The organism is Pelagerythrobacter marinus, assembly GCF_034375205.1.
Taxonomy (GTDB): Bacteria; Pseudomonadota; Alphaproteobacteria; order Sphingomonadales; family Sphingomonadaceae; genus Pelagerythrobacter; species Pelagerythrobacter marinus.
In genome coordinates this window covers 108,114-120,715 of the sequence record NZ_CP139719.1, presented here as the reverse complement: position 1 = coordinate 120,715, position 12,602 = coordinate 108,114, and the positions used below count along the sequence as shown (strand labels likewise).

The 12,602-nt window shown below is 63.8% G+C and carries 13 protein-coding genes; 3 read left to right on the top strand and 10 right to left on the bottom strand.

What is annotated here, in order from left to right:
- The 7 genes from trbL to trbB are packed head-to-tail and all read right to left on the bottom strand — an operon-like array spanning position 1 to position 6,463.
- Entirely contained in the window at positions 1–1,323 is a 1,323-nt protein-coding gene (gene trbL / locus T8T98_RS00595) for a P-type conjugative transfer protein TrbL (RefSeq protein WP_066558442.1), read from the bottom strand.
- 1 nt (position 1,324) lies between these two features.
- Positions 1,325–1,660, bottom strand: coding sequence for a putative entry exclusion protein TrbK-alt (gene trbK-alt / locus T8T98_RS00590; RefSeq protein ID WP_066558444.1), 336 nt, complete (start codon positions 1,658–1,660; stop codon positions 1,325–1,327).
- 6 nt (positions 1,661–1,666) lie between these two features.
- The gene (gene trbJ / locus T8T98_RS00585; protein ID WP_251104363.1) at positions 1,667–2,413 is read right to left on the bottom strand and encodes a P-type conjugative transfer protein TrbJ; all 747 of its coding nucleotides are present in this window, start codon (positions 2,411–2,413) and stop codon (positions 1,667–1,669) included.
- On the bottom strand, positions 2,391–4,877 hold the full coding sequence (gene trbE, locus T8T98_RS00580; RefSeq protein ID WP_251106012.1) for a conjugal transfer protein TrbE: 2,487 nt from the start codon (positions 4,875–4,877) through the stop codon (positions 2,391–2,393). The genes trbJ and trbE overlap by 23 nt, the downstream gene beginning before the upstream one ends.
- 1 nt (position 4,878) lies before the next feature.
- Positions 4,879–5,154 (bottom strand): VirB3 family type IV secretion system protein, encoded by a 276-nt coding sequence (locus T8T98_RS00575; RefSeq protein ID WP_251104364.1) that lies wholly within the window; start codon positions 5,152–5,154, stop codon positions 4,879–4,881.
- Positions 5,154–5,486, bottom strand: a complete 333-nt coding sequence (locus T8T98_RS00570) for a TrbC/VirB2 family protein (RefSeq protein ID WP_407675058.1) — start codon at positions 5,484–5,486, stop codon at positions 5,154–5,156. The genes T8T98_RS00575 and T8T98_RS00570 overlap by 1 nt, the downstream gene beginning before the upstream one ends.
- Positions 5,483–6,463: a P-type conjugative transfer ATPase TrbB gene (gene trbB, locus T8T98_RS00565; RefSeq protein WP_251104365.1), complete on the bottom strand. Its 981-nt coding sequence runs from the start codon at positions 6,461–6,463 to the stop codon at positions 5,483–5,485. Before trbB ends, T8T98_RS00570 begins: the two co-directional genes overlap by 4 nt.
- Before the next feature lie 280 nt (positions 6,464–6,743).
- On the opposite strand from trbB, the gene T8T98_RS00560 reads away from it, so the two are divergent.
- From T8T98_RS00560 to T8T98_RS00550, 3 genes are read left to right on the top strand one after another with little or no spacing between them, the layout of a single operon-like run.
- Positions 6,744–7,199 (top strand): DUF6932 family protein, encoded by a 456-nt coding sequence (locus T8T98_RS00560; RefSeq protein WP_251104366.1) that lies wholly within the window; start codon positions 6,744–6,746, stop codon positions 7,197–7,199.
- Positions 7,196–8,461, top strand: a complete 1,266-nt coding sequence (locus tag T8T98_RS00555) for an XRE family transcriptional regulator (RefSeq protein ID WP_251104367.1) — start codon at positions 7,196–7,198, stop codon at positions 8,459–8,461. Before T8T98_RS00560 ends, T8T98_RS00555 begins: the two co-directional genes overlap by 4 nt.
- 12 nt (positions 8,462–8,473) lie before the next feature.
- Positions 8,474–9,556 carry a beta family protein gene (locus T8T98_RS00550; protein WP_251104368.1) on the top strand — a complete coding sequence of 361 codons (1,083 nt, stop codon included), beginning with the start codon at positions 8,474–8,476 and terminating at the stop codon, positions 9,554–9,556.
- On the opposite strand, the gene T8T98_RS00545 is transcribed toward T8T98_RS00550, so the two are convergent.
- The 3 genes from T8T98_RS00545 to T8T98_RS00535 all read right to left on the bottom strand — a co-directional run bounded on the left by T8T98_RS00545 (position 9,513) and on the right by T8T98_RS00535 (position 12,391).
- Positions 9,513–10,109, bottom strand: a complete 597-nt coding sequence (locus T8T98_RS00545; protein WP_251104369.1) for a sce7726 family protein — start codon at positions 10,107–10,109, stop codon at positions 9,513–9,515. The genes T8T98_RS00550 and T8T98_RS00545 overlap by 44 nt on opposite strands.
- Before the next feature lie 66 nt (positions 10,110–10,175).
- Entirely contained in the window at positions 10,176–10,976 is an 801-nt protein-coding gene (locus T8T98_RS00540; RefSeq protein WP_251104370.1) for a TIGR02391 family protein, read from the bottom strand.
- A complete protein-coding gene (locus tag T8T98_RS00535) occupies positions 10,973–12,391 on the bottom strand; it encodes a competence protein CoiA family protein (protein WP_251104371.1) in 1,419 nt (472 codons plus the stop codon). Before T8T98_RS00535 ends, T8T98_RS00540 begins: the two co-directional genes overlap by 4 nt.
- Between the last annotated feature and the right edge of the window lie 211 nt (positions 12,392–12,602).

The window sequence follows — 12,602 nt, the reverse complement described above, 5'->3', positions numbered from 1 at the left end:
TCAGTCCTTTTCTCGTGTGTCGATCGAGGCGCCTGCGCCATGGCCGTCGCCGGCGCGCACGGTGTGCGCGGCGAGCGATGCGGAGTGGCCGAGGCTCTGGCGCTGCTTCATGGATCTGGCCCAGGATGGCGGGCCGTCGCTGCTCGCTGCCTGTCCGCTATCGGACGGCGGGGAACCTGGGGCAGGCACGATACGCCCTCCCATGTGACCGACCGCCGAACGCGCACCCTCCCGGAAATTGCCTCGGGCACTGTCGGTTGCGGCGCGCAGCGGAGACATCGCCGCGCCGCCCGCGGCGCGCCCGACACCGGCCATACCGCCCGCCACAGCTGCTCCGCCGCTCCTGCCCGCCGAACCCGTGGCATAGGCCATGGTCGCACCGCCGGCGGCGCGCGAGGTGCCGCGCGCGACCGAAGAGGCGGCGCTGGCAACCGCACCGCCGGCCAGTTTGGCCCCGGCGACGCCGCCAACCGCCGCACCACCTGCGAGAAGGGCAGTCCCGGCTGCCGCGCCGGCACCCAGTTGCGGCCCGCCCGCGACGATCCCGTTGGCGATGCCGGGGCCGAAGATGCCGAGGCCGAGCAGCGTCAGGCTGGCGAGCACGATGGCCAGGACATCCTCGATCGTCGGCTCGCCCGGAATGGCGCCGGTGAACTCGGCGAAGAGGGTCGAGCCGATGCCGATGATCACGGCGAGCACCAGCACCTTGATCCCCGAGGAGACCACATTGCCGAGCACGCGCTCGGCCATGAAGGCTGTCTTGCCGAACAGGCCGAAAGGAATGAGCACGAAACCCGCAAGCGTCGTCAGCTTGAACTCGATCAGGGTGACGAACAGCTGGATCGCGAGAATGAAAAAGGCGATGATGACCACCGCCCATGCGACGAGCAGGATGACGATCTGCAGGAAGTTCTCGAAGAAGCTCACATAGCCGAGCAGGTCTTCCATGGATTCGAGCAGTGGCCAGGCGGCATCGATGCCGACCTGCGCGACCCGGCCCGGCTGCAGGAGGTCGGCAGCCCCGAGCCCGGAGCCGCTGGCCTTGAGGCCGAGCCCGGCAAAGCTGTTGAAGACGATGTTCGCGAGCGCGCTCCAGTTGCCGATGATGTAGGCGAAGATGCCGACAAAGAGCGTTTTCTTGACGAGGCGGGCGATGATGTCGTCCTGCTCGCCCCAGCTCCAGAACAGGGCAGCCAGCGTCACATCGATCACGATCAGCGTGGTCGCGATGAACGCGACCTCGCCCGAAAGCAGCCCGAAGCCGCTGTCGATGTACCGCGAAAATACCGCCAGGAAGCGATCGACAACGCCGGTCCCGCCCATGTCAGCGCTCCTCGCGCGTTGGCGACGAGCGAAGGACCGGATCGGACAAAGCCGACTCCTTATTCAGCCCGGAATAGGCATCGGGATGCTCGACGCCGAAGAATCGTCGCCGCTTCTCGGCCCAGGCCGCCCGGCAATCGGGCGAAGACAGCGCGAGCTCTCCCATATCCGAACACGCTCCGAGACGGGCGGGCAGCGGATCGCCATCGGGCACCCGGACGGTAGCGGCCGGCTCGACGCGTGGCCCGGGCTCCTCGCGCAACTGCACGAGCGTCATGGCGAGCGCGAGGCCGACAAAAACGGCCGCACCAATCCGCGCGATGAGCTTTCCGTCCATGACGGATCAGTCCGATCCGCCGGGCACGTAGCGGGGCCGATCGGCGAGAAAACGCCGGAGTTGTTCGTGCGCCTGGCGCTTGGCCGCCGCGCGGTCGGCCGCGTGGAGCGCCTGCGCGCGGCTCGAGGCCGCCAGCGTTGCCGTCAGATCGGCGAGCTGGCGCGCTTGCAGCGCGAGCAGCTGATTGCCGGCCTGGGCCGCCCGCAGCGCCCCTGTGGCGGACTGGCTCGCGCCGACAAGGCTGCCAATCGCCGCGCGCGAGCCTTCGATGTTGGCGACCGCGCCCGCCTGGACTTTCAGCGCGTCCTCGAAGCCGGCAATGCTGTTCTGCCAGCGTGCTTCGGCGCCTTCGACCATGGCCTGCTGCGAGGCGCCGAGCGGAACGTTCCGGTACTGGGCCGCGAAGGCCGTCTCGATCTCGCGCACATCGTAGGCGATGCGTTGGGCCTGGCTCAGCAGTTGCTGTGTCTGCCGGATCTGGTCCTGCAAGGGCTGGAGGATGCTCGTCGGCAGGCGCTCGAGGTTCTTCGCCTGGTTGATGAGCGAAGCTGCCTGATTCTGCAGCATGCGGATCTGGTTGTTGATCTGCTCGAGCGTCCGCGCCGCGGTCAGCACGTTCTGGGCGTAGTTGGACGGATCGTAGACGATCCCGCCGAACTGCGCCTGGGCCGGCGTCGATATGACCGCCACGCCACCGGCGGCGGCGAGCGCCGTACTCGCGGCAAGGACCCTAAGATATCTCGACAGTGTCATGGTAAGTCTCCTTCGGGTTGTCGGGTTGCAAGGTTCGCGAGTGGTCGCCTCCGAGCAGCTCGGCCGCCCAGTCGAGTCCGCGATACCGCAGCCAGGCGGCGGCAAAACCGGCGCGGTCAGCGCTTTGGGCAATGCGGGCGATGGCGAGCTGGTCGCTCTTCGAGGACGCTCCGGCAAAGGCGAGCGCGACCTCGCCCAGGCCCAGTTCGAACAGGCGGTTGCCGCGTGCGGACTGGCAGTAATAGTCGCGCTTGGGCGTTGCCCGGCTGAGGATCTCGATCTGGCGGTCGTTCAATCCGAAGCGCCGGTAGATGCTCAGGATTTGCGGCTCGATCGCGCGCTCGTTGGGCAGGAAGATGCGGGTCGGACAGCTTTCGATGATCGCCGGCGCGATCGCCGAGCTCTCGATATCGGCGAGGCTCTGGGTCGCGAAGACGACGCTCGCGTTCTTCTTGCGCAGGGTCTTGAGCCATTCGCGCAGCTGTCCGGCGAAGCCGGGACTGTCGAGCACCAGCCAGCCCTCGTCGATGATGATCAGCGTCGGCGACCCGTCGAGCCGTCCCTCGATGCGGTGGAAGAGATAGGAGAGCACCGCTGGCGCAGCGGCCGAGCCGGTCAGACCTTCGGTCTCGAAGGCCTGGAAGCGCGCATCGCCGAGCCGTTCGCATTCGGCATCGAGCAGCCGCCCGAACGGTCCGTCGATGCAGTAGGGCGCAAGCGCCTGCTTGAGCGGCTGCGACTGCAGCAGCACGGCAAGACCGGTCAGCGTGCGCTCGGCGACCGGCGCGGTGCCAAGCGACGTCAGCGCCGACCAGAGATGCTCCTTGATGGCGGGATCGACCGACACGCCTTCGGAGGCAAGGATCGCCTGGAGCCATCCTGCTGCCCAGCCAAGCTCCGCGGGCTCGTCGATGCGGACCAGCGGCTGGAGCGCTACGCCGTCGTCGCTGTCGCTGTCTTGGGAAAGGCTGGAGCCCAGATCCCGCCAGTCGCCGCCGCAGGCGAGCGCTGCGGCGCGGATCGAGCCGCCGAAATCGAACGCGAAGGTCTGTGCATCCGTGTAGCGGCGGAACTGCATCGCCATGAAGGCGAGCAGCACAGATTTGCCTGCACCTGTCGGTCCGACGACCAGGCTGTGGCCGACATCGCCGACATGGAGCGCGAAACGGAACGGAGTGGTGCCCTCGGTCCTCGCGTAGAACAGCGGCGGCGCCTCGAAGTGATCGTCGCGCTCCGGCCCTGCCCAGATGGCGGACAGCGGGTTCATGTGCGCCAGATTGAGCGTCGAGAGCGGCGGCTGCCGGACGTTCGCGTAGACGTGTCCGGGAAGCGAGCCGAGCCATGCCTCGATCGCGTTCATGCCTTCGGTGACACAGGTGAAGTCGCGGCCCTGGACGACCTTCTCGACCAGGCGCAGCTTTTCGGCGGCGAGCCCCGCGTCCTCGTCCCAGACCGTGATCGTCGCGGTGACGAGCGCCATGCCGACATGATCGGCACCCAGTTCCTGCAAGGCCGTATCGGCATCCTCGGCCTTGTTGGCCGCATCGCTGTCGACCAGCACCGAGGCCTCGTTGGTCATCACTTCCTTGAGGATGGCGGCCACCGACTTGCGCTTGGCGAACCACTGGCGGCGGATCTTGCCGAGCAAGCGTGTCGCATCGGTCTTGTCGAGCATGATCGCGCGGGTCGACCAGCGATAGGCAAACCCTTGCGCGTTCAATTCATCGAGCAAGCCGGGAAAGGTGGCGCTCGGGAAGCCGACCACGGTCACGGTGCGCAGGTGCGCCTTGCCAAGACGCGGCTCGAGACCGCCGGCGAGCGGCTCGTCGGCGAGCAGCGCATCGAGATGCATCGGGGTGTCTGGGACGCGCACCCCCCGCCTGCGCGTAGAGATGCAGCTGTGCAGATAGGTCAGCGTCTCGCCGTCATCGAGCCATGCGATCTCGGGGAAGAACCCTTCGAACAGCCGGAGCAGGCGGTCGGTGCGATCGGCAAATCCATCGCGCAATTCGCGCGGATTCACGCCCTTCTCCCCCTTGCCTTCGTAGAGCCAGTTTTCGGCGCGCGCGCCATCTTCGGCAGGCGGGAGCCACACGAAGGTGAGGAAATAGCGGCTTTCGAAATGCGCGCCTTGCTCGGCAAACTGCGCCGCGCGCTCGCGCTCGACGAGGGCGGATGCCGGATCGGGAAAATCGCAGACCGGATAGCCCAGCGCTGGACGGCGCACCGCTTCGACGAAAATGGCCCAGCCCGAACCCAGTCGGCGCAGCGCGCTGTTGAGACGCGCGGTCGTTGCCACAAGCTCGGCAGGAGTTGCACTGTCGAGGTCCGGGCCCCGAAAGCGTGCCGTGCGCTGGAAACTGCCGTCCTTGTTGAGGACGATGCCCGGCGCGACGAGCGCTGCCCAGGGCAGGAAGTCGCTGAGCCGGTCGGCCTTGTTCCGGTATTCGCGAAGCGAGAACATCTCAGACCTCGAAATATGCGGGAAAGCGCAGATGCCGGCGCGCGACATCGACGAACTGCGGATCGCGCCGCGCGGCCCAGACCGCGATCACGTGCCCGGCAGCGAAGACGGCAACGCCCGCCACCCACAGCTGCAAGCCGAGCCCGATCGCGCCTGCCAGCGTCGCATTGGCGATGGCGAGCCCGCGCGGCGCCCCGCCAAGCAGGATATGCTCGGTCAGGGCCCGGTGGACGGGAACGCTAAAGCCGTGCGGCAGGGCGGATGCGCCATTTTCCATCAGACCAGCGCTCCGCCGCCGAACGAAAAGAACGACAGGAAGAAGGACGAGGCGGCAAAGGCGATCGACAGACCGAAGACGATCTGGATCAGCCGCCGGAAGCCGCCCGAGGTATCGCCGAAGGCGAGCGCCAGGCCGGTCGCGATGATGATGATCACCGCGACAATCTTGGCGACCGGCCCCTGGATCGATTCCAGGATCGCCTGGAGCGGCGCCTCCCACGGCATCGACGAGCCGGCGGCGTGCGCGGGAGCCGCGACCGCCAATGCGGCAACGCCGCAGACAATAAAGGCAGGCAGGCGCGAACGCGCCCGCAACAAAGCATCGGTCACAGACAGTCTCCTTGGGTTGGGCAAAGGGGCGCGAGCACGTAGTCGCCCCGCGCATCGAGCGGGCGGACCTTGGCCAGCTCGGCGAGGCGTCGGCCCGTTCCGTCGCGAACCAGCACCGCGATCACCTCGATGGTCTCTGCGATCAGCGCACGCGGCACGGTAACCACGCTCTCCTGGATCAGCTGCTCGAGCCGCCGCAGCGTGCCGAGCGCGGTTCCGGCGTGGATCGTGCCGATCCCGCCGGGATGACCGGTGCCCCAGGCTTTCAGCAGATCGAGCGCTTCCGCGCCGCGGACCTCGCCGATGGGAATGCGATCGGGCCGCAGCCGCAGCGCCGAACGGACGAGATCGGACAGCGAAGCCACGCCATCCTTGGTCCGCAGCGACACGAGATTGGGGGCGGCGCATTGCAGCTCGCGCGTGTCCTCGATCAGGACCACGCGGTCGGTCGATGATGCGACCTCGGCAAGCAGGGCATTGGTGAGCGTCGTCTTGCCGGTCGATGTGCCGCCGGCGACGAGGATATTCCTGCGCGCGGCAACCGCGGCAGCAAGTGCTTCGGCTTGCCAGGGAGCCATGATGCCCGCCGCGACATAGTCGTCGAGCGTGAACACGGCGACGGCAGGCTTGCGAATGGCAAAGCTCGGCGCCGAGACCACCGGCGGCAGCAATCCCTCGAAGCGTTCGCCGCCTTCGGGCAATTCGGCGGACACGCGCGGCGCTCCGCCGTGCACTTCGGCCCCCACATGGTGCGCCACCAGCCGGACGATCCGCTCGCCATCGGCGGCGCTCATCGTCCGTTCGGTCGCTCCCAGTCCCACACCCAGCCGATCGATCCAGAGACGTCCGTCGGGGTTTAGCATGACCTCGACCACCGACGGGTCTTCAAGCCAGGATGCGATCTCGCCGCCCAGAGCGGTGCGCAGCATGCGCGCACCGCGCGACGATGCTTCGGATCGGATCGGAACTACGCTCATGCCCTGCCTCGGAACACCGCGACCGACGGTCGGTCGCGTTCTGAGGCGCATCAAGAAGACAGGATTTTACCGCGGAGCAACAGGAACCGGCATGCGTCGAACGATAGCGCAGAAAAGGGAGGTCGCGCGTTGCGCGCGGCGCTGGGTAATCTCATCGTGAGCCGGAAAGGGCGTGGTGTCAGCTGGGAAACACGTCATTTTTACACATCCCCCACGATGACCTAAAATAGACTCGACAATTCCTCAACACAACTATATTGTTGTGTCTATGATACCGGACTTGATCGATCTGGGTCCATCCTGCCCATGGGCAGTGTTGCCACCCGGCACGCACGATACGACACTTGCTGAGGTTGAGGCGCGTTTCGCAACAACACCGCATCGCAAGTGGTTGTTCGATGGCTTCGCCCGGATGACAGAGGCACTCGCCAAGGCTGGCTGCCGCTACGTCTATCTCGACGGAAGCTTCGTCACCGCGAAGCCGCACCCCGGCGACTACGATGGCTGCTGGGACCACATCGGCGTCGACCCAGGCAAGCTCGATCCGGTCCTTCTCGATTTCGACAACAAGAGAGCCGCGCAGAAAGCAAAATACCTCGGCGAGATGTTCATTGCCGGCATGCCCAACGGACCTGGCGCTCCATTCCTCGACTTCTTTCAAGTCGAAAAGTCTTCCGGCCAGCTTAAGGGCATTCTGCGCATTCCGCTCGCGCCGCCGAAAGGAGCGACGCCATGATCACCAATGAAAAACAGTACAGGTCAACCAAGGCTTCGATCGAGAAACTGTCGGGATCCTTGGCCAAGCTCGAAGCTCCTGCCAGCAATTTCCCCGAAGTGTTCGCCAAGGCGCAACGATCTGCCCTTCGCAACCAGATCGACGAACTTGAGCAAGACGTGCGCTTTTACGAAGATCTGCGCGCGGGAAAGATTTCGGAGTTCTCGGCCGAAAGCCTGCACGATCTGCCCGACATTCTGATTCAAGCGCGCATCGCGCGCGGCATGAGCCAGAAGGACCTTGGCGATTTCCTGGGCGTCGCGGAGCAGCAGATTCAGCGCTACGAAGCAGATCGCTATCGCGCAGCGAGCCTCGATCGCTTGACCGAGGTCGCGGACGCATTGGGCGTACGCATCGTTGAACGGGCGCAGCTGGTTGGCAGCTCGAATCTCGATAGTGTTGATCCATCGGTGTGGAAGGCGTTCCCACTGGCCGAGATGTATAAGCGTGGGTGGTTTGAGGACTTTTCCGGCACGCTTCCCCAAGCGCGCAAGGCTGCCGGCGACCTGATCCCGACGTTCTTGCAGGGAGCTCATTCGCAGTTCGTGCCGATGGCCTTGCACCGCAAGTCGGTGCGTTCCAGCGGGCAAGTGCATGAGGCCGCCATCGCCGCGTGGGAAGCGCGCGTCCGGACGCTTGCGGTTCGCAATCCTCCAGAACAGGCATTCGACCGAGATCGTCTCACCGCCGATTGGGTGCGAGGCCTCGTTGCCCTCAGTCTCGACGACAACGGGCCACGCCTCGCAGTCGATTACCTGCGCGAAGCTGGCATATCGCTGGTAATTGAACGCCACCTGCCCGGTACGCTGCTCGACGGTGCCGCGCTGGCGTCGGCTGATCATCATGCGATCGTTGCGATGACGCTACGTCACGACCGGCTCGACAACTTCTGGTTCACGCTCCTCCACGAGATCGGGCATCTCAAGCTGCATATCCGATTGGGCAAATATGCTGCGATCTTTGACGACAATGATGCACCGGCCGTCGACAAGGTCGAACAGGATGCCGACTATTTTGCCCAGGAAGCCTTGATACCGGAGGCAAACTGGAACCTTGCGGTGTCGCGCTTCACCCGGAACGAAAAGGCAGTCCTTACCGATGCCAAGCGCTTTGGTGTGGCGCCGGCGGTGATCGCTGGTCGCGTGCGGAGAGATGCAGGCGACTACACCTTGCTTGGCACGATGGTCGGGTCAGGCGAAGTGCGGCGGCAGTTTGGGCTGTAAAGGAGGCGCAGAATGGCCATCCCGAATTATTACATTCCGCTTCTCCGCTGGCGCGCCGGTGAATACCGGGCGCTCAAGCGGCTGAGTGATGCGTGTCGGCAACGGACCGTGCCCCTGATCGAGGTGCTTCCGCCGGACTATGATTTCGATCTGCGTCAGCCCAAGAAGCACATCGACGAGCAGCTGAAGCCGTTTGCGAAGCAAGTCGAAGATCATTGGCCCAACCGCCCTGCGCTGATCGATGCAGTGCAGATCGATGCATCGATCCGAATGAGCGACGGCCGCCATCCGCTCACCTTCCTATTCGATGATGCCCGCGCAAGGGGCCTCGACCTGGTGCCAGTTACAGCCTTGGATCGCGACGCCGGATATCAGCAGAGCGTGCGGTCGATCGTGGCAGCGAATGCCCGCGGCGTCTGCTTGCGATGCAGACTTGAAGAAGCACTCGATCCGGATTTCGAAGCCAACGTCCACGCTCTCCTGGCCCTGTTGGGCAGCGCGGCAAACACCGTTGACATCTTGCTCGATCTTGGGAACCCCACTTTCGATCCGCAGGATCCCTTGATCGCGATCATCTCATCTGTCCTGGCTGGCGGCGGCATCTTTGCTTCGGCACATTCGATTACGATTCTGGCGTCGTCGTTTCCGGATAGCCTGATGAGCCTGCAATTCGGCCTGGATGTCCTGCCGCGACGCGAGTGGCTGCTGTACAAGGCCCTGTTGGCGGCACTGCCCGTTCAGCTCCGTCGTCCGGGGTTCGGTGACTACGCTGTGGCCGCGGTCGAATTTCCAAAGGGCGACATGCGGTTCATGCGAGGCTCGCCCAACGTTCGATACGCGATCGACGATGCCTGGTTGGTCGCGAAAGCAAAGCGCCAGAAATCGAACAACAACCACGCCTATCCAGGCTTATGCGGCGCAATTGTCGCCTCGGGCGACTTTGCCGGCATCAGCTTCTCCGAAGGTTCAGCATATATCGACGGTTGTCGACTTGGGACCGAGAAGATGGGGAATCCCACCACGTGGAAATGGGTGGCGACCAACCACCACATCACGAAAGTGGTTGCTGACCTCGCCAGGTTGTCCGGGACTTGAGGGCAGTGCGGACGGCGTTCGCCAGTTTTCTCAGCGGCAGCAGCGATACGATCCGCTGGTAGAGTTCTTCGCGGGGCGCGCGTAGTTCACGTTCCGGAACGCCAAGCACCCTGAGCAGATCCTGTGCCTCTGGACGCCAAAGCAGGCGCGCCAGCACAAGAGCATCGATGCCCTTGTTGGCCCGCTCAGATCGGACTCGGCGGAACCGCACTCCTTGAGTTGCGCCACGCTCGGCGACCATAACGCCCCACCAGTCGGGCACCATCTCGATGGCTGACTCGAGATGCTTGGGAGCAACGATCAACAGCGCCTTGTCGACCACCTGGCCGTAAGCTGCGACCTGCCGGGGCAGGCGCACCAGGGTATCGGCCTCGGCCTTGATTTCGACGCCACGAATGTGTCCGTTGATGACTGCGATATCTATGCGGCAACTGCCGTGATCGAGTCCAAGTTCGTCGATGACCAGGGTGTCCGGACAGGCTTGGGCGTGCGTAAGCAACCGCCGATAGGCGGCTTGCCTTACATCACTGTCCCGAAGCGGTCGCGAAGCCATGCCGGATCGATAGCCGTGGGAACACCCTCGGTGCAACGACCAAACTTACGCCACACTTTCCATCGGCTACCCCCGAGCGGGCATGTGGCTTGCATCGAGACGACGATGAATCAGCGAAACCAGCGTCAAAAGATCCTGCGCGTCCCCTTTGGACATTGGCCAGTGAATGCGAGGTTCATGAGCCGTCGGATTGCGGAACATTCCGAATGTTCCGCGCACGAGATTGGCAAAGCCTCTCTGCTCGCTTAGCTCGCTTTCGCTCGAAAGTGGATTGATTGCGATCATGGGCGGGGTTCCGCCCAAGGCCCGATCCACCAGAATCGAACCATCATCTTTTAGTCCTGTCTTAGCCCGCATTTTTGCCGCGACGCTTTTCACCGCCTCCTGGACGGCATGGAAATAGTCGTCCGCCACGAGCTCAGCCCGGCAGAAGACAAGGACGTCTGCGTGGACGCCCCGTGTTTCCAGATCACAGCGTAGCTCGTTCGCCCGTTGCTGCGCCTCCGACAGCGTAGTGGCAACGGCAACGGGCTGTAATTCTCCGGCTTCTGTGACCGTGAGTCCGGCGAAGGCCAACGCGAAATTCAGATTCGTGCGCATCGGCTCGTATCGCCCCGGTTCTCGAACGTACCGCGCAGGCTTCATCGCATGCCGAATGAAACCCAGCACACGGGTCCGATCGCGTCTCCGGTTCTGGCTTTCTGCGAACGCGTTGTAGATCCGGTTACGTTTCGTGATGGGACCAGGATCGGTCATGCCGCATGTCGCAATCAGCATTTCGATCTCGGTGCCCTTCAAGCCAGCGTCGGTATTGCCGAGCGCATCGGCGATCGCCTCGAGTTCGGCTTGCGAGAAGAGCTGTTTCATTCCGCCGCCGTCCGCCCGCCCAACCGTGGAGACGCCCAATCGGGCAATTGTCCGAGGTCTGCCAGCTCCGCTCTCACGAGCCCGTCCAACACCTCGGGGAAAAGGCGCGCCATGACACGCCACAGCGGGTGATCCTGGTCTATCTGAACTTCCGTTTGCTTGGCTTGGGCGATGAACCGGTGGAGTGATGCCTTCTCAAGCAACCCTGACAGAGAAGTGGCTCCCACGAAGGCTTCGATCAGGCTGGCGCAATGCTTGAATTCGAACCCGCTCAGTTTGCTGTTGAGCATCGACAATATCGCGCTTTCGCCGCAAAACTTGGTGATGTGGAGTATGGGACGGTCGGCGGCGGCGCTGTGCGCCACCGAACATAAGATCGCGTAGAGGACGACCGCGTGCGCACGGGCACGGTGGGACCGCTCTATCCAGAAATCCCGCTCCCACTCTCCCAAACCGGGAATGCCCGCTTTCATATCATACCAAACGTCTTCGAAGTGATGGCTATACTCAGGTGAGTTGGGCCGGTCTTTCCGGGCCAACTTCGTGGCATCCCACCAGCGTGACCGCTTCTCTTTGCAGCGCTGCCTCAGAGCCTTCGACCGGCAATCTTCCACAAATACCGATCGACCAGACCCGGTGTGGAGATCGTCGAGCATGACAAGTCTAGGCTCGCGCCAACCGCCTTGGCCGTTTTCCATGAAGCACTTCAAGACAAGTGTTTCCCGCTCGATCGAGACGGTCTCGGCCTCGTCATCGAATACGAACGCATTGCCACGCTGCATCGCCACGACATCATGGAACCCCTGCGGCATGGGATGTTCAAGCGCGTTGAAGATCCATACCAAGGCGATGCCCTCAGCATCGTAATGTAAGTGTCGAGCCGCGATTTCCGGGGCAAACGGCTTCGACAACTGCACTTCAAACGCGAAGCGACCTGACTCCCCAAGGTCGGCAAAGATGTCCGGCCAGCGGCCGCGCTTGTGAATTTCCGAGCGCAAATAGGTGTTCACCGACGTGTGCGTGCAACGGGGATCGGCTTGGACCAACTGCTCAATCGTCGAGCAGAGTCTGCGATGCAGCGCCGATTCCTGATGCCCCTGATATTGCGCCGCGCGGGCATCGTCCGGTCGCAGATTGTTGCCTTCGTACCAGGGGCAGGTTCTGCTGACTTCCGGGTAGTGCGCGTACATCGGGATATGGCTCTCCCGGTCAGCTTGTGCCCTGATGAAGATGCCACCTTCGCAGATCCTGCATCTTGCGAGCGGCCTCGAACGATCTTCGCGCCGTCGCAGGTTTATCTGACTGCGCAGATGCTCCCATCCGGCGCGGGGCATGGCCATCAATTGTTCGATCGTAACCGCGCCGCGCGGCAACTCAAAATCTGCGATCAGGATCGTGCGCTGACGACGGCTCATGGTCAGCTCACTCGGGGAGCTCGGGTTTGGCGATCCAGTCGCGAGACTCGTATCCTGATGCCACTTCTCCTCCGGGGCGACGAAGATGCACCACTCGGAAATCGTCGACCTGCTCCAGCCGAACGAGGTCGTCCCTTTCCAGCCGGTCGAGCAAATCCGCCAATGACCGGCTGGACGCGCCTAGCCCGATCGCAGCGAGCCAACCCGACAG